This is a genomic window from Mycobacterium scrofulaceum, from assembly GCF_001667885.1.
Lineage (GTDB): Bacteria > Actinomycetota > Actinomycetes > Mycobacteriales > Mycobacteriaceae > Mycobacterium > Mycobacterium scrofulaceum_C.
The window spans coordinates 33,780-52,301 of the sequence record NZ_LZJW01000012.1 but is presented as its reverse complement, the minus strand read 5'-3'; the positions used below and the strand labels follow the sequence as shown (position 1 = coordinate 52,301).

Annotated in this window: 19 protein-coding genes; 8 read left to right on the top strand and 11 right to left on the bottom strand. The window is 70.2% G+C overall.

Features of this window, described 5'->3' with window-relative positions; genetic code table 11:
• Positions 1–6: 6 nt before the first annotated feature.
• Together pta and fgd are read right to left on the bottom strand one after the other, a co-directional pair.
• Complete coding sequence (gene pta, locus A5681_RS01125) at positions 7–2,085, bottom strand: phosphate acetyltransferase (protein ID WP_067268746.1); 2,079 nt, start codon at positions 2,083–2,085, stop codon at positions 7–9.
• Positions 2,078–3,088, bottom strand: a complete 1,011-nt coding sequence (gene fgd / locus A5681_RS01120; RefSeq protein ID WP_067268745.1) for a glucose-6-phosphate dehydrogenase (coenzyme-F420) — start codon at positions 3,086–3,088, stop codon at positions 2,078–2,080. The genes pta and fgd overlap by 8 nt, the downstream gene beginning before the upstream one ends.
• A gap of 138 nt (positions 3,089–3,226) precedes the next feature.
• Between fgd and A5681_RS01115 the strand changes: the two genes are divergently transcribed.
• Positions 3,227–3,970 carry an MBL fold metallo-hydrolase gene (locus A5681_RS01115; RefSeq protein ID WP_067268744.1) on the top strand — a complete coding sequence of 248 codons (744 nt, stop codon included), beginning with the start codon at positions 3,227–3,229 and terminating at the stop codon, positions 3,968–3,970.
• Positions 3,971–3,994: 24 nt separating this feature from the next.
• Here A5681_RS01115 and A5681_RS01110 read toward each other — a convergent pair whose 3' ends face one another.
• The 3 genes from A5681_RS01110 to A5681_RS01100 are packed head-to-tail and all read right to left on the bottom strand — an operon-like array spanning position 3,995 to position 5,760.
• Complete coding sequence (locus A5681_RS01110) at positions 3,995–4,522, bottom strand: GNAT family N-acetyltransferase (protein ID WP_067268743.1); 528 nt, start codon at positions 4,520–4,522, stop codon at positions 3,995–3,997.
• A 7-nt stretch (positions 4,523–4,529) separates the two neighbouring features.
• Positions 4,530–5,393: an SAM-dependent methyltransferase gene (locus A5681_RS01105; protein ID WP_067268742.1), complete on the bottom strand. Its 864-nt coding sequence runs from the start codon at positions 5,391–5,393 to the stop codon at positions 4,530–4,532.
• Positions 5,394–5,397: 4 nt separating this feature from the next.
• Entirely contained in the window at positions 5,398–5,760 is a 363-nt protein-coding gene (locus A5681_RS01100; RefSeq protein ID WP_067268741.1) for a DUF3054 domain-containing protein, read from the bottom strand.
• Between the two features lie 68 nt (positions 5,761–5,828).
• Between A5681_RS01100 and A5681_RS01095 the strand changes: the two genes are divergently transcribed.
• From A5681_RS01095 to A5681_RS01070, 6 genes are read left to right on the top strand one after another with little or no spacing between them, the layout of a single operon-like run.
• Positions 5,829–6,575, top strand: a complete 747-nt coding sequence (locus A5681_RS01095; RefSeq protein ID WP_067268740.1) for an SDR family NAD(P)-dependent oxidoreductase — start codon at positions 5,829–5,831, stop codon at positions 6,573–6,575.
• Between the two features lie 4 nt (positions 6,576–6,579).
• Entirely contained in the window at positions 6,580–7,764 is a 1,185-nt protein-coding gene (locus A5681_RS01090; protein WP_067268739.1) for an acyl-CoA dehydrogenase family protein, read from the top strand.
• A gap of 11 nt (positions 7,765–7,775) precedes the next feature.
• A complete protein-coding gene (locus tag A5681_RS01085) occupies positions 7,776–8,924 on the top strand; it encodes an acyl-CoA dehydrogenase family protein (protein WP_067268738.1) in 1,149 nt (382 codons plus the stop codon).
• Entirely contained in the window at positions 8,924–9,586 is a 663-nt protein-coding gene (locus A5681_RS01080; protein ID WP_067268737.1) for a TetR/AcrR family transcriptional regulator, read from the top strand. The genes A5681_RS01085 and A5681_RS01080 overlap by 1 nt, the downstream gene beginning before the upstream one ends.
• A 5-nt stretch (positions 9,587–9,591) precedes the next feature.
• On the top strand, positions 9,592–10,200 hold the full coding sequence (locus tag A5681_RS01075; protein WP_067268770.1) for a hypothetical protein: 609 nt from the start codon (positions 9,592–9,594) through the stop codon (positions 10,198–10,200).
• 37 nt (positions 10,201–10,237) lie between these two features.
• Positions 10,238–11,617, top strand: coding sequence for an NAD(P)/FAD-dependent oxidoreductase (locus A5681_RS01070; protein ID WP_067268736.1), 1,380 nt, complete (start codon positions 10,238–10,240; stop codon positions 11,615–11,617).
• On the opposite strand, the gene A5681_RS01065 is transcribed toward A5681_RS01070, so the two are convergent.
• From A5681_RS01065 to A5681_RS01040, 6 genes are all read right to left on the bottom strand, one after another.
• Entirely contained in the window at positions 11,614–12,840 is a 1,227-nt protein-coding gene (locus A5681_RS01065) for an O-succinylhomoserine sulfhydrylase (protein WP_067268735.1), read from the bottom strand. The two genes, A5681_RS01070 and A5681_RS01065, sit on opposite strands and share 4 nt — an antisense overlap.
• Entirely contained in the window at positions 12,837–13,268 is a 432-nt protein-coding gene (locus A5681_RS01060; RefSeq protein ID WP_067268734.1) for a rhodanese-like domain-containing protein, read from the bottom strand. Before A5681_RS01060 ends, A5681_RS01065 begins: the two co-directional genes overlap by 4 nt.
• Positions 13,265–14,470, bottom strand: coding sequence for a formate-dependent phosphoribosylglycinamide formyltransferase (purT, locus tag A5681_RS01055; protein WP_067268733.1), 1,206 nt, complete (start codon positions 14,468–14,470; stop codon positions 13,265–13,267). Before purT ends, A5681_RS01060 begins: the two co-directional genes overlap by 4 nt.
• Before the next feature lie 29 nt (positions 14,471–14,499).
• Positions 14,500–15,138, bottom strand: coding sequence for a PaaI family thioesterase (locus tag A5681_RS01050; RefSeq protein WP_067268732.1), 639 nt, complete (start codon positions 15,136–15,138; stop codon positions 14,500–14,502).
• Positions 15,135–16,433, bottom strand: a complete 1,299-nt coding sequence (locus tag A5681_RS01045; RefSeq protein WP_067268731.1) for an adenylosuccinate synthase — start codon at positions 16,431–16,433, stop codon at positions 15,135–15,137. Before A5681_RS01045 ends, A5681_RS01050 begins: the two co-directional genes overlap by 4 nt.
• A gap of 254 nt (positions 16,434–16,687) precedes the next feature.
• Positions 16,688–17,599, bottom strand: coding sequence for a histidine phosphatase family protein (locus A5681_RS01040; RefSeq protein WP_067268730.1), 912 nt, complete (start codon positions 17,597–17,599; stop codon positions 16,688–16,690).
• Positions 17,600–17,886: 287 nt separating this feature from the next.
• Between A5681_RS01040 and A5681_RS01035 the strand changes: the two genes are divergently transcribed.
• Positions 17,887–18,516 carry a peptidase M50 gene (locus tag A5681_RS01035; protein ID WP_067268729.1) on the top strand — a complete coding sequence of 210 codons (630 nt, stop codon included), beginning with the start codon at positions 17,887–17,889 and terminating at the stop codon, positions 18,514–18,516.
• Positions 18,517–18,522: the final 6 nt, after the last annotated feature.

The window sequence follows — 18,522 nt, the reverse complement described above, 5'->3', positions numbered from 1 at the left end:
TTCGCGCTAGTCACGGATGTCCTGGGCCTGGATCGCGTTGATGGCAACGGTATTCACGATGTCCTCAACCAGCGCGCCGCGGGACAGGTCGTTCACCGGCTTGCGCAGGCCCTGCAACACCGGGCCGATGGCGATCGCGCCGGCGCTGCGCTGCACGGCCTTGTAGGTGTTGTTGCCGGTGTTCAGGTCGGGGAACACCAGCACCGTGGCGCGCCCCGCCACCGGCGAGCCGCGCAGCTTGGTGGCCGCAACCGACGGTTCGATCGCGGCGTCGTATTGGATGGGGCCCTCGACCGGCAAATGCGGCGCCCGATTCCGCACCAATTCCGTTGCGGCCCGGACCTTGTCGACGTCGGCGCCGGTGCCCGATTCGCCGGTCGAGTACGACAGCATCGCCACTCGCGGTTCGATGCCGAACTGCGCCGCGGTGCGCGCGGAGGAGATCGCTATGTCGGCCAGCTGCTCGGGCGTCGGATTCGGGATGATCGCGCAGTCGCCGTAGGCCAGCACCCGGTCGGGCAGGCACATCAAAAAGATGCTGGACACCGTGGAGACGTCGGGCACGGTCTTGATGATCTCGAAGGCCGGCCGGACCGTGTGCGCCGTGGTGTGAGCGGCGCCCGACACCATGCCGTCGACCATGCCGTTGTAGACCATCATGGTACCGAAATACGTTGCATCGAGCATGATCTCGCGGGCGTGCTCGGCGGTGACGCCCTTGGCTTTGCGCAATTCGGCGTACTGGTCGGCGAACCGGGAGCGCAGGTCGCTGGTGCGCGGGTCGATCAGCTGCGCGCCGCCGAGGTCCACCCCGAGCTCCCCCGCGCGCTGCCGGATCTGCGCCTCGTCGCCCAGCACGGTGAGGTCGGCGACGCGTCGCTGCAGCACCCGGCCGGCCGACTTGAGGATGCGGTCGTCGTCACCCTCGGGGAGGACGATGTGCTTGCGGTCGGCCCGCGCCTGCAGCGTGAGCCGGTGGATGAACATCTGCGGCGTGGTCACGGTAGGTATCGGAATGGCAAGCTGCTCAAGAAGATCCGGGACGTCGACGTAGCGGTCCATCAGCTCCAGCGCGGTGTCGATCTTGCGCTGCGAATCCGCCGTCACGCGGCCACGGGCCGCGGCGGCCGCGCTGGCGGCGTCGTAGGTGCCCAGCGTGGTGGCCACGATCGGCAGCCGCAGCCGCAGACCGGCGACCAGGGCCGCGATGGACGGGTGCAGCTGGAATCCGCCGTTGAGGACGATGCAGGACAGCGACGGAAAGCCTTCGGCCCCATGGGCGCTCGCCACGGCCAACACCACATCCGACCGGTCGCCCGGAGTGATCACCGCCATGCCGTCGCTGAGTCGCTCCAGCACGTGGTCGGCGGTCATCCCGGCGACCAGCACGCCGGTGACCTCACGGTCGCGCAGCGACGCCTCGCCGCTGACCGGCGTTCCGCCGACCGCCTTTTCGAGCTCGGCCACGGTCGGGGCCGACAGCAACGGCTCTTCGGGCAGCACGTAGCTGCGCTGGCTGAAGGCCTCCAGCGCCTCGGCGACATCGTCCAGCTGAGCCGGTTCGCAGCGGTTGGCGACCACCGCGGCGGCGTGGGCGCGCTGGATGGCCAGCTCGGCCAGGCAGACCTCGATGACGCGCGCCACCTCGTCGGGGGTGCGCCCGCGCCCGCTGACCGTGAGCAGTACCGGCGCGCCGAGGTTGACGGCGATCCGGGCGTTGACCGACAGCTCGGCCGGCCGCGCCACGTCGGTGTAATCGCTGCCCACGATGACCACCGCGTCGCAGCCGCCGGCCATCGCGTCATAGGCCTCGACGATGGTGGCGATCGCGGCGTCGGTGTCGGCGTGCAGCTGCTGGTACGTCACTCCGACGCACTGCTCGTACGGCACGCCCGCCGTGGTGTGCCGCAGCAGCAGGTCGAGGATGTAGTCGCGGTCCTTGCCGTCGGTCACCCGCGTAATGGGCCGGAAGACACCCACTTTGGCGACCGTCGCGGTCAGCTTGTGCAGCAGCCCCAGCGCCAGCGTCGACTTGCCGGTCTCCGGTTCCGGAGCGGCGATGTAGATCGCGGAGGGTTCAGCCAAGTCGCCGCAGCCTGGGGGCCAGGTCCTTCTCGAAGAGCTCGAGGAACCGACGCTGGTCGTGGCCCGGCGCGTGGAACACCAGGTGGTTGAGCCCCCAGTCGACGTAGTCCTTGACCTTCGCGACGGCCTCGTCGGGGTCCGACGCGACGATCCAGCGCTTGGCGACCTGCTCGATCGGCAGGGCGTCGGCGGCCTTCTCCATCTCGATCGGGTCGTCGATGCTGTGCTTCTGCTCGGCGGTCAGCGACAGCGGCGCCCAGAACCGAGTGTTCTCCAGAGCGAGCTCGGGGTCCGGGTCGTAGGAGATCTTGATCTCGATCATCTTGTCGATGTCGTCGAGGTTGCGGTCGTTGATCTCGGCGCCCTCCTTGACCGCGGGGATCAGCTTGTCCTTGTACAGCTCCTCGCCCTTGCCCGAGGTGCAGATGAAGCCGTCGCCGGCCCGCCCCGCGTATTTCGCCACCGCCGGGCCGCCCGCGGCGACGTAGATCGGGACGCCGCCCTCGGGCACGTCGTAGATCGAGGCGCCCTTGAGGCGGTAGTACTCGCCGTCGAAATTGACGCGGTCGCCGCGCCACAGTTCGCGCATCAGGCGCACCGATTCACGCAGCCGGGCGAACCGCTCCTTGAACTCCGGCCACTCGCCCTCGTATCCGGTGGCGATCTCGTTGAGCGCCTCGCCGGTACCCACGCCGAGGAAGATCCGGTCCGGGTACAGGCAGGCCATGGTGGCGAAGGCCTGCGCGATGACGGCGGGGTTGTAGCGGAAGGTCGGGGTGAGCACCGACGTGCCCAGCACGATCCGCTTGGTGCGTTCGCCGACGGCGGTCATCCAGGCCAGCGAGAAGGGGGCATGCCCACCCTCGTGCCGCCACGGCTGGAAGTGGTCACTGACGGTTGCGCTGTCCATGCCGTGACCTTCGGCGGCGACAGCGAGTTCGACGAGCTCGCGCGGTGCGAATTGTTCGGCGGATGCCTTGTATCCAAGTTTCAGTTCAGCCACGGGTCATTTCTACTCCCCCTTTGACAGTCGCGACCCGCCGCGCCCGGCTTCGCCGCGCTTGCGATCGCTCCCCTTTGACAGTCGCGACCCGCCGCGCCCGGCTTCGCCGCGCTTGCGATCGCTCCTACACTCGCGGGCATGGCGGAGCTAGTTCAGGTGACCGACACGGTGCACCTTGCCCGGGGCGAGGCGGTCAACTGGACCCTGGTCACCGACGACACCGGCGTGCTGCTGATCGACGCGGGCTATCCCGGGGACCGCCAGGACGTGCTGGCCTCGCTGTCCGCGCTGGGCTACGGCCCCGACGACGTGCGCGCCATCGTCTTGACGCACGCGCACATCGATCACCTGGGCACCGCGATCTGGTTCGCCGACGCGCACGGCATCCCGGTGTACTGCCATGCCGACGAGGTGGGACACGCGAAGCGGGAGTACCTCGAGCAGGTGTCGATTGTCGATGTGGCGCTGCGGATTTGGCGGCCCCGGTGGGCCAAGTGGACGGCCCATGTGGTGCGTAGCGGCGGCCTGATCCGCGACGGCATCCCGACCGCCCAGCCGCTGACCGCCGAACTGGCCGCGAGCCTGCCGGGCCAACCGGCGCCGGTGTTCAGCCCCGGCCACACCAACGGGCACTGCTCGTATCTGGTCGACGGCGTACTGGTCAGCGGCGACGCCCTGATCACCGGGCACCCCCTGCTGCGCCGGAGCGGGCCGCAACTGCTGCCGGCGATTTTCAGCTACAGCCAACCGGACTGCATCCGTACCCTGTCCGCGCTGGCGCTGCTCGACACCGACGTGCTGTTGCCGGGGCACGGCGACGTGTGGCGCGGGCCGATCCGGGAGGCGACGGCGGCGGCCCTCGCGCTCGCCAACGGCGGCTAGTGCGGAGCGATATCGCCCGCGATATCAAAAACCGGAAGTCGGCATACCACCGTCGGGAACCAGCCACTTCTCGAACGCGATCGGCACGAACGGACCCCACGACGGCAGCGGGTCGGCGGGCACCCGGGTGTACCCGGTCGCGTCGTACAGCGCCTCGGCCTCGGGTTGCCGGTTGCCGGTGATCAGGTAGAGCCGCCGGTATCCGCGCGCGGCGGTCTCGGCCTCCAGCGCCGCGAGCAGGATCCTGGCGTATCCGCGACGCCGGTATGCGCGGTCGGTCCAGATTCGCTTGAGCTCGGCCGTCTCGGCGTCGTACCGACGGAACGCACCCCCGGTCACGGGCACTCCGTCCAGCACGCCGATCAGCAGGCCGCCGTCCGGCGGCGCCAACTCGTCCCGCGGCACCGGCAACCAGGACAGGTGCGTGCTGGGCGTGCCGCCGTACCGCTGCGCGTACTCCTCGGCGAGCTCGGCCAGCAGCGGGCCCGCCAGCGGGTCGTCGTGCGTGGCCGACACGAACCGCAGCTGCTCGCCTGAAACCGACTGGGACATCAAGACTTCAAACCCGCGTCGCGGTCAGGTATTCCGGGACGAACTCGCTCTCGCCCCGCGGCCGATCGGGCAGCCCCACCGCACCCAGCAGATCGGCGACGTTCCGCTGCAACGTCTCCCAACCGGTGTCGGCCAGATACTCGGGGACGTAATGGTATTGACCCGCATGGGTCAGGCTGGCCAGGTCCACGTCCAGGCCGTGTCGGCGCCAGCCGTCGACGAACGACCGCTCGGCCTCCAGCTGCAACGGGGTCCAGGTCGGCAGGTGATCGGCGGCGAACCGGCTCCCGACCGCGCTCATCGCGGTCACGGCCTGCAGCACGCGGTCCTGCGCGGCGGGCGTCAGGTACCCGATCAGCAACTGCTCGGCGATCCACACCGAGGGGCCGTTGGCGTCGAAACCGACCCGCCGCAGCGCGGCCGGCCAATCCTGGTGCAGGTCGGCGCCGACCGCGCGCCGGCTCGCCCGCAGGTCGGCGCCCAACCCGGACAGCACGCCGGCCTTGAGGTCGAGCACCTCGGGCCGGTCGACCTCGAAAACCGTTGTGCCGGGCGGCCACCACAGCCGGTACGGCCGGGTGTCGAGGCCGGACGCCAGGATCACCACCTGGCGCAGGCCGGCGCGCCCGGCCGCGGCGAGGAACTCGTCGACGAACCGGGTGTGCGCCGCGCAGATCGCCAAAAACCCCTGGCGCTCGGCATCGTCGGCGGCGAACCGGGCGTCGCCGACAACCCGGACCAAGTGGTCGACCCCGGCGGCGCGCACCAAGGGCTCGGCGAACGGATCGTTCAGCAGCCCGGCGTTGGTGGCGACCGCCCGGGCGGCGGCGCCTAATGCCGCGGTCACCGCCACGCCCGCCGTCGTCGCCATGGTCCTACGCGCGGGCCCGGCGCCGCAGCATCAGCGCGACGACCGCCCGCCAGCCGAGCAACACGACCGCGGTCACCGACGCCGCCACCACCACGAAACTCGCCGCCACACCGGCGGAAGTGGCCTTGCGTAACAGCATGCCGACGACGACGGTGCACAGCCAGACGACCACCCCGGTCGGCGCCACCGCGGTGGGACGCCGCCAGGCGCGGGACGCCAGCCAGCCGACGACGGTTCCGGTGAGGAACGGCCACGCGGTCGTGGCGACGCCGGCGATGTCGAGTCCCTCGTCGTGGCTGCGACGCCCGGCGGCGCAGAAGACCAGCACACCGATGACGTCCAGGCCCAGCCACACCAGCCGCCGCATGCCGCGAGACTACCGGGCGGGCCGGGCCCCTTGACCCTGCCGCCGCGGCGAACCTAAATTCGTCGGAAATGAACGAACATTCAGAAGGCCACCTCGCGCTGGTGACCGGCGCCGGTTCTGGCATCGGCAAGGCGATAGCGCTGGCGTTCGCCGCGCAGGGCGATCGCGTGATCGCCGCCGACCTCGACGAGGCGGCGGCGGCCGCCACCGCCAAGGAGCGCCCCGAGCGGATCACCGCGCTGCCGGTGGACGTCGCCGACCCGGCCCAGGTCGACGCGCTGCGGGACGCGACGCACGCCGAGGCCGGGGTGCCCGACGTCGTGGTCAACGCCGCGGGCTGGGATCGCACCGACCAATTCCTCAACGCCACACCGGAATTCGCGGCCAAGGTGGTCGCCATCAACTACCTGGGGCCGGTGCACGTGTGCGCCGCGTTCCTGCCGGACATGATCGCGACCCACGCCGGCGGCCGCGTCGTCAACCTGGCCAGCGACGCGGGCCGCGTCGGCAGCGCCGGGGAATCCATCTACGCCGGCGCCAAGGGCGGGGTGATCGCGCTGACCAAGTCGCTGGCCCGGGAGATGGCCCGCCACCAGATCACCGTCAACTGCGTGTGCCCGGGACCGACCGACACGCCGCTGTTCCACGCCCAGCCGGAGAAGCTGAAAGAGGCGCTGGTCAAGGCCATCCCGTTTCGCCGCCTGGCCCGCCCCGAGGAGGTCGCCGCGCCGGTGCTGTTCTTCGCGTCGCCCGCCGCGTCGTTCATCACCGGACAGGTGATCAGCGTCAGCGGTGGCCTAACGATGGCAGGCTGAACCCATGAGCACCCATAAACCTCCCGCCTTCGACCGGTACGACCCGCTGGGCCTGGACGCCTCCCTGTCCAGCGACGAGCTCGCGGTGCGCGACACCGTCAGAGAGTTCTGCGCCGAGCACGTCCTGCCCCACATCGCGGAGTGGTTCGAGATCGGTGACCTGCCGGTGCGCGAACTCGCCAAGGGGTTCGGCCAGCTCGGCCTCCTCGGCATGCACCTTCAGGGTTACGGGTGCGGCGGGGCGTCCTCGGTGCACTACGGCCTGGCCTGCACCGAACTCGAGGCCGCCGACTCCGGAATCCGGTCGATGGTCTCGGTGCAGGGCTCGCTGGCGATGTTCGCGATCTGGAACTTCGGGTCCGAGGAGCAGAAGCAGGAGTGGCTGCCCGCGATGGCGTCGGGCGAGTTGCTGGGATGCTTCGGGCTGACCGAGCCCGACGTGGGGTCCGATCCCGCCGCGATGAAGACCCGGGCGCGGCGCGACGGGTCGGACTGGGTGCTGAACGGCCGCAAACTGTGGATCACCAACGGCTCGGTCGCCGACGTCGCGGTCGTGTGGGCCGCCACCGACGACGGCGTCCGCGGGTTCGTCGTCCCGACCAAGACGCCGGGCTTTTCGGCCAACACCATCCACCACAAGCTGTCACTGCGCGCCTCGATCACCAGCGAGCTGGTGCTCGACGACGTGCGGCTGCCCGCCGACGCGATGCTGCCCGGGGCCACCGGCCTGCGCGGGCCGCTGTCGTGTTTGTCCGAGGCGCGTTACGGCATCATCTGGGGTTCGATGGGCGCCGCGCGCTCGGCGTGGCAGGCCGCGCTCGACTACGCCACGCAGCGTACCCAATTCGGCCGCCCGATCGCCGGATTCCAGCTGACCCAGGCGAAGCTCGTCGACATGGCGGTCGAGCTGCACAAGGGCCAGCTGCTGTCGCTGCACCTGGGTCGCCTCAAGGACAGCGTCGGACTGCGGCCCGAGCAGGTCAGCTTCGGCAAGCTGAACAACACCCGGGAGGCCATCAAGATCTGCCGGACCGCCCGAACCATCTTGGGCGGCAACGGCATATCGCTGGAATACCCGGTGATCCGGCACATGGTCAACCTGGAGTCGGTGCTGACCTACGAGGGCACGCCCGAAATGCACCAGCTGGTGCTCGGCCAGGCGTTCACCGGTAGCGACGCCTTCCGGTAACAGGGGAATACATGGCCGCGCGGCTGGAGTACACGCCCGAGCACGGGCAGTTCCGGGCACTCGTACGGGATTTCGTGCGGCGGGTGGTGGTCCCGGCGCACGAGCGGGCCGAGAATCGGGGCCAGTGGGACCGGTCCCTGTTCATCGAAGCGGGAAAGCTTGGGCTGCTGGGCTTTTCGGTACCGGAACACCTGGGCGGCCCGGGGGTCGACGACTTCCGCTACAACGCGATCGTCATCGACGAACTGCAACGCGCCGGCGCGGCCGCCGAGGCCATCGCGTTCACCCTGCAAAACGACGTGGTGCTGCCCTACCTCACCGACCTGACCACGCCCGAGCAGCAGCAGCGCTGGCTGCCCGGCGTGGTGACCGGCGAGACGGTGCTGGGCATCGCGATGACCGAACCCGGCACCGGCAGCGACCTCGCCGGGATCCGCACCGCGGCGGTCCGCGACGGCGACCACTACGTCGTCAACGGCGCCAAGACGTTCATCTCCAACGGCCAGTGCGGCGACCTGTTCGTGGTCGCGGTGCGGACGTCACCCGATCGGCACCAGGGGTTGTCGCTGCTGGTGGTCGAGGCGGACACGCCCGGCTTCTCGCGGGGCCGCAACCTGGACAAGATCGGCCTGCACGCCCAGGACACCAGCGAGCTGACCTTCACCGACATGCGGGTGCCGGTGGCCAACCTGCTCGGCGCCCAGGGCGCCGGCTTCTACCAGCTGATGCAGAACCTGCCGCAGGAGCGGCTCGCGCTCGGGGTGGGCGCGGTGGCCGCCGCCGAGGCGATCCTGGCCGAGACACTCGAATACGTTAAGCAGCGCACCGCGTTCGGGACGCCGATCGCCGGCTTCCAGCACAGCCAATTCGTGCTCGCCGAGGTGGCGACCGAAATCGACATCGCCCGAACGTATCTCGACGACTGCCTGGCCCAGCATCTCGACGGCGAGCTGACCGCCGCGCGGGCCGCGCGGCTGAAATGGTGGACCACCGAGCTGCAGGTGCGCACCGCCGACCGCTGCCTGCAGCTGCACGGCGGCTACGGCTACATGCGCGAATACGCCGTCGCGCGCGCGTTCGTCGACGCCCGCATCCAGACCATCTACGGCGGCACCAACGAGATCATGAAGACGATCGTCGCGAAAGACCTGGGCATCTGATGTCCGTCGACTACGGTTCCCTGCCCGTCGAGGAGGCCGTGCGCGCGGCCCGGGCCAGCTCGCGGCGCCGCCAGGTGCTCGACGCCGCGGTGAAGGTCATGGGCAGACGCGGCTTCCACCAGATGTCCATGCAGGACCTGGCCGCCGAGGCCCAGGTCAGCGTCGGCCTCATCTACACCTACTTCGGCGGCAAGGAAGACCTGCTGCTCGCCACGATCGTGCGGATCCTCGACGTGTTCCGCGATCAGCTGGCGCCGGTCATCGAGGCCGCCGGCGACGACGTCGTCGACCAGCTGACCGCCGGCATCCGCCGCTACATCGAGATAGTGGACGAGAACCTCGACGGCGTGGTGCTGACCTACCGGGAGAGCCGCACTCTGAACCCGCCGGACCGGGCGCGGATCAAGGAACTCGAGATCGCCACCGCCGCACCGCTGCGCGAGGTCGTGGCGGCCGGCGTCGCGCGGGGCGTCTTCCGCGACGTCGACCTCGACCTGACGGTGTTCGACATCATGCTGCTCGCGCACGGCTGGGCGCTCAAGCACTGGCACTTCGGGCCGATGTACAGCCGCGACGAGTACATCCGGCTGCAAACCCGCCACGTGCTCGACGCGTTGGTGCGCGACGACCGTCGCGCCGGCTACGCACACGTGCTGGAATGAAGGGCATGAAAGGCACCGCGCTCCGCAGTCTGGCCGCGACGCTGGCGCTGGCCGTCGCCGCCGGCGCCCCGCCCGCCGGCGCCGATCCCGCCGCGCTGCCCCCGATGACCTCGAGCGGCGGCGGCCCCATCATCGGCGGCGGCAGCAACGCCGGCATCGCGCAGCAGCTGTTCAGCTTCGGCACCCCGAACGTGCAGGAGGTCGACGGCTCGGACGCGGCGCAATTCATCACCGCCGCCGCCGCGAGCCCCAATTCCCAACTCGCGGCGCCCTTCTCGCTGATGCGACGGGCGCTGGCGTGCCAGACGAACAACGCCGGGTTCGGGGCGCGCGCCTTCCGGCGCAACGACGGCCAATGGGGAGGCGCGATGGTGGTCGCCGCCAAGAGCGCGACCCCCAACGTCGACGCCCTGGCCGGCTGCGCCAAGACCAACTGGCGCCGGGCCACGGCCGGCACGCAGACCTCGCTGTGCAACAGCGGCTGGAGCACCCCCAACACCTACGAGAGCCGCCGCGGCGAGACCTACTACGTGCTGCTGGCCGGCACCGCCGACGACTTCTGCACCGCGGTCAACGGCAAATTCAAGGACAACTCCAACGGGTGGCCGTTCTAGCCGCGGCCCGGCGGCGTCGTACGGTAAGGGGGTGAGCATGTCGCGCCATCGCGTCGTCATCATCGGGAGCGGATTCGGCGGCCTGAACGCGGCCAGGGCACTCAAGCGGGCCGACGTCGACGTCACCCTGATTTCGAAGACCACGACCCACTTGTTCCAGCCGTTGCTGTACCAGGTGGCCACCGGCATCCTGTCCGAGGGCGACATCGCCCCGACCACCCGGCTGATCCTGCGCCGGCAGAAGAACGTCCGGGTCCTGTGGGGCGACGTCAGTGGCATCGACCTGGCGGCGAAGACCGTGACGTCCCACCTGATGGGCATGGAGACGGTGACGCCGTTCGACAGCCTGATCGTCGCCGCCGGCGCGCAGCAGTCCTACTTTGGCCACGACGAGTACGCCGCCTTCGCCCCCGGCATGAAGAGCGTCGACGACGCCCTCGAGCTGCGGGCCCGCATCCTCGGCGCGTTCGAGGCGGCCGAAGTGGCCACCGACCCGGCCGAGCGGCAGCGCCGCCTGACGTTCGTGGTGGTGGGCGCGGGACCGACCGGGGTCGAGCTGGCCGGCGAGATCGTTCAGCTCGCCGAACGGACCCTGGCCGGGGCGTTCCGGACGATCACGCCCAGCGAATGCCGGGTCATCCTGCTCGACGCCGCGCCCGCGGTGTTGCCGCCGATGGGCGAGAACCTGGGCCTCAAGGCGAAGCGGCGCCTGCAGAAGATGGACGTCGAGGTGCAGCTCAACGCGATGGTGACCTCGGTGGACTACATGGGCATCACCATCAAGGAGAAGGACGGCGGCGAGCGGCGCATCGAATGCGCGTGCAAGGTGTGGGCCGCCGGCGTGCAGGCCAGCGAGCTGGGCAAGATCGTCGCCGAGCAGTCCGACGGAACCGAGACCGACCGCGCCGGGCGGGTGATCGTCGAGCCCGACCTCACCGTCAAGGGCCATCCGTACGTGTTCGTCATCGGCGACCTGATGTCGGTGCCCGGCGTTCCGGGAATGGCCCAGGGCGCCATTCAGGGCGCGCACTACGTCACCAAGCTGATCAAGCAGGCGGTGAAGGGCAACGACGACCCGGCCAACCGCAAGCCGTTCACCTACTTCGACAAGGGCAGCATGGCGCTCATCTCGCGGTACAGCGCCGTCGCGAAGATCGGCAAGCTGGAGTTCGGCGGTTTCATCGCCTGGCTCGCGTGGCTGTTGCTGCACCTGTTGTACCTGGTTGGGTTCCGCAACCGCATCGCCGCCATGTTCTCCTGGGGAATCTCGTTCCTGGGCCGCACCCGCGGCCAGATGGCCATCACCAGCCAGATGATGTACGCCCGGCCGGTGGTGGACTGGGTGGAGCGGCAGGCGCAGGAGGGCACGCTCGCCGCGGTCGAGCGCGTCGAGGCGGCCGAGAAACAGGCCGGTTAGCTCAGGGCCTGGTCGATATCGGCGATCAGGTCGTCGGTGCCCTCGAGCCCGACGGAGATCCGCACCACCGCGTCACCGAGGCCGATCGCCGCGCGGCCCTCCGGGCCCATCGCCCGGTGGGTGGTGGTGGCCGGATGTGTCACAAGGGATTTCGCGTCGCCCAGGTTGTTGGAGATATCGATCAGCCGCAACTTGTCCAGCACCTCGAACGCCCGCTGCTTGGCTTTGTCGTCGGGGCAGTCCAGCGCGAAGGTGATCACCGTTCCCCCGCCCGACATCTGACGCTTGGCCAGGTCGTACTGCGGGTGTGACGGCAGAAACGGGTAGCGGACCCAGCTCACCGCCGGATGGGTCTCGAGGAATTCCGCGATCCGGTGCGCCGAGGAGTTGCTGTGTTCGACCCGGACCGCCAGCGTCTCAAGGCCTTTCACCAGGACCCAGGCGTTGAACGCGCTCAGCGCCGGCCCGGTGTGCCGCATCAGTTTCTGCACCGGGCCGTCGATGTACTCCTTGTCGCCCAGGATCGCACCGCCCAGCACCCGGCCCTGACCGTCGATGTGCTTGGTGCCCGAGTACACCACCACGTCGACGCCCAGCGGGATGCCCTGCTGCAACAGCGGGGTGGCGAAGACGTTGTCCAACACCACTTTTGCCCCCGCGGCGTGCGCGAGCTCGACCACCGCGGCGATGTCCACCAGCGACTGCATCGGGTTCGACGGCGTCTCGAAAAATACCGCCTGGGTCGGCTTCGACAGCGCCTCCTCCCACTGCGCCAGGTCGTCGCCGTCGACGAAGACGGTCTCCACGCCCCAGCGCGGCAGGATCTCGTTGCACACCACGAAGCACGACCCGAACAGGCTGCGCGACGCGACCAGCCGGTCCCCGGCGGCCAGCAGCGCGCCCAACGAGGTGAACACCGCCGCCATGCCGCTCGCGGTGGCGAAGGCCGCCGGCGCGCCCTCGATCAGGCGCAACCGCTCCTCGAACATCGTCACGGTCGGGTTGCCGTACCGCGAGTACACGAAGTGGTCGAGCTCGCCGGTGAACGATTTCTCGGCGACGGCCGCGGAGTCGTACACGTAGCCGGACGTCAGGAACATCGCCTCGGCGGTCTCGTCGAACCCGGAGCGCAGCAGGCCGCCGCGCACGCCGATGGTGGCCTGGCTGACGCCGTCGGGCAACGCCTTCGGCACCCGGACCGAATCCCCGGGCGGGGAACTCATAGTTGCTTCCAGGGCAATCCGATTGCGCGCCAACCCGATTCACCGCGGTGGCCCTGCGCGTTCAGCTGACCCTCGAACCCGTCCAACACGTTGTACGCCGGCGTGATGCCGGCCCGGGTGGCGACCTCGGCGGCGCCGATGGAGCGGTTGCCCGAGCGACACAGGAAGACCACCGGCCGGTCGGCTTCGGTCTCGGGCACCCGGTCGCGAAGTTCGTCGGCGAAGTTGGCGTTGAAGTTGCCGTCGGAGGTGTTCCACTCGATGAAGACCACCTCGCGGCCCAGGCTGGACAGGTCGGGCACGCCGACGAACCGCCATTCGGCGTCGGTGCGCACGTCGACCAGCACGGCGTTGGGGTTGTCGCTGAGCAGCTTCCATGCCTCCAGCGGCGTGATGTCTCCGGCGTAGGAGTCGCGCTCTGTGCTCATGAACTCGGATCGTAACGAGGTCGTTGGGTCAGCCGCTTCGCGACCTCGCGGGCGCGGTCGCGGGCCGCCGACACCTCCGGCGCGGTGGCCAGCGCCTGAAACCCCCGCCCGAAGGCGCGAACGTCGCTTTCCGGCACGGCCAGCGCCGCGGCCAGCGCTGGGGACGCCGCCTCGGCGCGCTCCACCCGGTGGGCCGCGCCCGGCGAGACCATGATCGTGTCCACCGGCAGGCCGAGGATGGTGCGGGCCTGCAATTCGAAGGCCGACAGCCGCTGGCTGCGCACGGTGGCCCAGGCGCTGTCGGCGGGGCGGGGCGTGGCGTCGACGAAGTAAACCTCGTCGCCGTTGATCATCAGCTCGACGCCGAAGACGCCGCGCCCGCCGAGCGCCTTGACGATCCGTGCGGCGATCGACCTGGCGGCGTCCAGCGCCGCGGTGCTCAGCTGCTGCGGTTGCCAGGACTCCAGCACGTCGGGGGTGGGCTCGCGGTGGCCGACGGGCGAGCAGAAGTCGATCCGCGGCCCCTGCGGACCGTCGGTGCACACCGCCAGCAGGGTGACGTAGAACTCGACCTCCACCACGGTCTCGGCCAGCACCCGGTGCCGCTCGCCGTGGCCCCCCGTCGCGCGCTGCCAGGCCGGCCCGATGTCGTCGGGCCCCGACGCCACCGACTGCCCCCGCCCCGCGCCGGCGAGCACCGGCTTCACCAGCAGCGGGTAACCGGCGTGGGCACCCACCGCCTCGAGTTCGCCGAGCGAGCCGACGAACCAGAACGGCGCGGTGGGCAGGCCCAACTCGTCGGCGGCCAGCCGGCGCAGGCCCTCCCGGTCGGCGGCGAGCCGGACGGCGCGCGCGCTGGGCACCAGCTGCGGGCCCTCGAGGCCGTCGAGGGCGTCGGCCGCGACCGCGTCGGTGGTCGTGACCACGAAGTCCGGCTGCAGCCCGCGGATCGCCTTGGTCAGCTCGTCGGCGACGGTCACCGGGACCACCAGCGACTCCTCGGCCGCCGAGTGCGCGGGCGCGTCCGCGCGCCCGTCGACGGCGATCACCCGCGCGCCGAGGCGTCCCAGCGCGACCGCCAGCTCGCGGGCGAGTTCGCCGGCACCCAGCAACGCCACCCGCGGGCGGACGTCGGCCACCTCTGTCGGGGCTTCCGAGGGCACGGCGAGCACGCTCGTCTTGTCGTCTGGTCCGTCGGTCACCGCTCAAGGATAGGTGCGCGGCGCGACCCTCAGGGCTGACCGGGAAGCAACCGCACCATCAGCCCGTTGGCCTCGGCCAGCACCGCGTCGTCACCGTCGACGAGTTCGGCGGCGACGAACGCCTTGCGGCCCTCGGTGCTCGTGACGCGCCCGCGCACCGCCAGCGGCGCATCGATCGGGGTGATCTTGCGGTAGTCGACGTGCAGGAAGGCGGTGCGGCTGATCGGTCGCCCCGCGGCGTGCGAAACCATGCCGAACATGTGGTCGAACAGCAGTGGCAGCACACCGCCGTGCACGGCGTGGTTTCCGCCGACATGGAACCGGCTGAAGTAGCCGGTCATCTCGACCCCGTCCGGCGCGTACTTGGTCAGCGTCCAGGGCGGCAGCAGCAGGCTGCCCATCCCGGGCAGGTCGGGCGTGCGCCCGGCCGGCGCCTTGCCCTCGTCGGTCTGGAACGGGCCCAGCAGCTCCACCAGGGCGGCGGCGCGGTCGGCCGCTCGGTCCCACACGTCGTCGCCGGGGTCGGCGGACACCGCCAGGTCCTGCAGAGCGCGCATGGCCGCGACGAACCGGCCGAACCCTGGGCCCGGGCTGGCCGGGCCGTACTCGGGAAAGCCGCCGTGGTGTTCGTAGTCGGGATCGAGTTCCTTCGGGTCCGGCTCCGTCACGGGCGCGCCGCCAGCACGTCGCGGCGCACGATCGTCTGTTCCCGTCCCGGACCGACGCCGATGCACGAAACATGGGCCCCGGCAAGCTCTTCCAGCCGCAGCACGTAGTCACGCGCCTTGGCGGGCAGGTCGTCGAATTCGCGTGCGCCGGAGATGTCCTCCCACCAGCCGGGCAGCTCCTCGTAGATCGGCTCGGCGCGGGCGAGGTCGCTCTGTGTCATCGGCATGTCGTTGGTGCGGTCGCCGTCGATCCGATAACCGACGCAGATGGGCACCGTCTCCAGGCTGGACAGCACGTCGAGCTTGGTCAGGAAGAAGTCGGTGATGCCGTTGACCCGCGTGGCGTAGCGCGCGATCACCGCGTCGAACCAGCCGCAGCGGCGCCGCCGCCCGGTGGTGACGCCGAACTCGCCGCCCGTCTTGGACAGGTACTCGCCGTTCTCGTCGAACAGCTCGGTGGGGAACGGCCCGGACCCGACGCGGGTGGTGTAGGCCTTGAGGATCCCCAGCACGGCGGTGATGCGGGTGGGGCCGATTCCGGACCCGACGGCCGCGCCGCCCGCGGTCGGATTCGACGAGGTCACATAGGGATACGTGCCGTGGTCGACGTCGAGCAGGGTGCCCTGGGAGCCCTCCAGCAGCACCGTCTCGCCGGTCTCGAGCGCGGTGTTGAGCAGCCGCCGGGTGTCGCGGATCCGGTGCCGGAAGCCCTCGGCCTGCTGCAGCAGGGCGTCGACGACCTGGTGGGGGTCCAGCGCCTTGCGGTTGTAGATCTTGACCAGGATCTGGTTCTTCAGTTCCAGCGCGGCCTCGATCTTGTGGGTCAACTGGTCGGGGTCGAGCACGTCGGCGACCCGGATGCCCTGACGCGCGATCTTGTCCTGGTAGCAGGGCCCGATGCCGCGGCCGGTGGTGCCGATCTTCTTGTTGCCCATGTAGCGCTCGGTGACCTTGTCGATGGCGACGTGGTAGGGCAACAGCAGGTGCGCGTCGGCGGAGATCAGCAGCTTGGTGGTGTCCACGCCGCGGTCCTCGAGGCCCTTGAGCTCGTCGAGCAGCACGCCGGGGTCGACCACCACACCGTTGCCGATGACGTTGGTGACGCCGGGGGTCAGCACGCCCGACGGGATCAGGTGCAGCGCGAAGTTCTCGCCGCTGGGCAAGACGACGGTGTGCCCGGCGTTGTTGCCCCCCTGGTAGCGCACCACCCACTGCACGCGCCCACCGAGCAGGTCAGTGGCCTTCCCTTTGCCCTCGTCGCCCCATTGGGCTCCGATGAGGACGATTGCCGGCATGACTAGCTCCCGCCTGCTTACTGTGGTTCGACTGGCAGCGCACCGTATCTTGCGGCGCTGCAACGGCTTGCGGCATCACCCGGTGGCTCGAGCTGCCGGCCCGCACCAGGGTCCCAGTTGAGCGCTCCGGGACCGTGCGCGTAGCTGGAGGCATCTTTGCTTGACGCGCTCACGTGGCGATCCTAAACGTCGGGTAGCGACGCACCCGCGCCAAGGGCCGTTTGGTCGCGACTCGTGTCCTTTACGGCCGCGGCTCACGGCGTCGCGTGCGGTTTAGCAGCGCATACCCCGCCGGCGGTCGGTGCGTCCAGCATCAGGCACAGGGGCTGCTTGGGGTCGCGGTCGGTCCTCTTGGCCGCCCAGCCCTGCCACACCGGTTTCCCGTTCCAACTGACCAGGGTCCAGCCGTCGTGCGGGTTGCCCTGGATCACCACGACGCCGGTGTTGGGCAGCGGGTCGAAGAGCAGGAGCAGCGGGTCGGGGTTTCGGACGCTCATCATCGTCCCGACGCCGATGGCGAACTCGCTGGAGAACGCCACTTCGGTGATCTTGCCGCCCGCGGTCCGGACCGGGTTGGCCATGGCGTTGCCGTAGATCGTTTGCAGGGAGTCGTTGAATCGACCCGCGTCGGTCGCCGCGTTGCCGTACATCGTCTGCAGCGCGCCGTTGAAGCGTTTGTGGAATTCGAATCCGTTGGTGTCGGTGGAGCCCGGAGCCAGCATCGGCACGACGCGAAGTCCCAACAGCCACGCCACCGGGCCCAGCAGGTATGCCAGGCCCGCAAGGCTGAACTGCGGTTGCCCATTGAAGGCGCCGGCATCGATCTCGTTGAGCCCCGGCAATACCTGGACGTTCATCCCCAACGCGGCCGCCAACGGGGCGGCCGTCTGCTGTGTCCTGGTCAGCTGCGACGCGAAGATCCCCGCGAACGGACCCTGCGCGGCCAGCGCGCCGGCGATGTTCTGCGCCTGTTGCTGGCCGAGCGCAGTGAGCACCGTTCCGGGCACCGAGGTGTCGATCACACTGGCCGCATTGGCCTCCGACTGGCCATGCCGCACCAAGTCGATCACGATCGATTCGTCGGCCGAGGCCGCCGCCGGTTCGACGCACAGCAGCACGGCCGAAACCGCTACGGCGCCAACGCGGCGCAGTTGCCTCGCTAGCAACGGACGCGCGTGGGGCCGGCGCCAAACGCGGGCGACGCGGTTCGCGCGGTTGAGAAGAAGGCGGTGAGTCGGCGAATGGCAGTTCTCCGTTCCCTTGGCCACCCACTCGTTGACCCCGTGGCAGGAGTAAAGTATCCGGTTGCCATCGGGCGGTGGCGCAACGACTTTCGCAGTCCGGAATCATGTTGTGACCACGTCGTGATGACGAGATCTTCCGGCCCGCAGCTAGTCTGGCCGCCGAGCTAACGAGAGATATTGCAAGACAAGGGTATTGGCTTGGACCGCTGGTGAAGCAAGACGATCGCGCGGTAGCGGTGCTGCTCTTCGGTGATCGCCGGGTGCCGCGGCCGCTGACCGGCCTCCCGGTCCATACGGCCGATCTCGACGCCGCCGTCGGGCCGTACCGGCGGCTGGCGGTGGTCGGCGCGGACGCCGACCTCGCCGCCGTGCTGACCCGGCTGCTGCGCGCGGACCGGCTCGACGTCGAGGTGGCCTACGTGCCGCGCCGGCGCACCCGCGCGAGCCGGATCTACCGCCTGCCCGCCGGGCGTCGCGCGGCGCGGTGCGCCCGGCGCGGCACCGCGCGGCGGGTGACCCTGGTCCGCGACGAGACCGGATCGGTGGTCGTCGGCCGGGCCAGCTGGGTGCCGCCCGCGGGCGAGCCGGCCATCCGGGGCGAGGCCGTCGTCGACGACGCGGTGTTGTTCGACGGCGACGTCCCCGGCGTACACGTCGAGCCGACGCTGGCCGTGCCCGGCCTGCGCGCCCGCGTGGGCCGGCGCCGCTGGGTCGCCGGCCGCGCGGTCCAGCTGGGCAGCACCGGCGTCGCCGTGGTGCGCGACGGCGTGCCCGCGCCGCGCCCGGCGCGCCGCTCGACGTTCTACCGCAACGTCGAGGGGTGGCTGGCGGTCCGATAGTTTCGA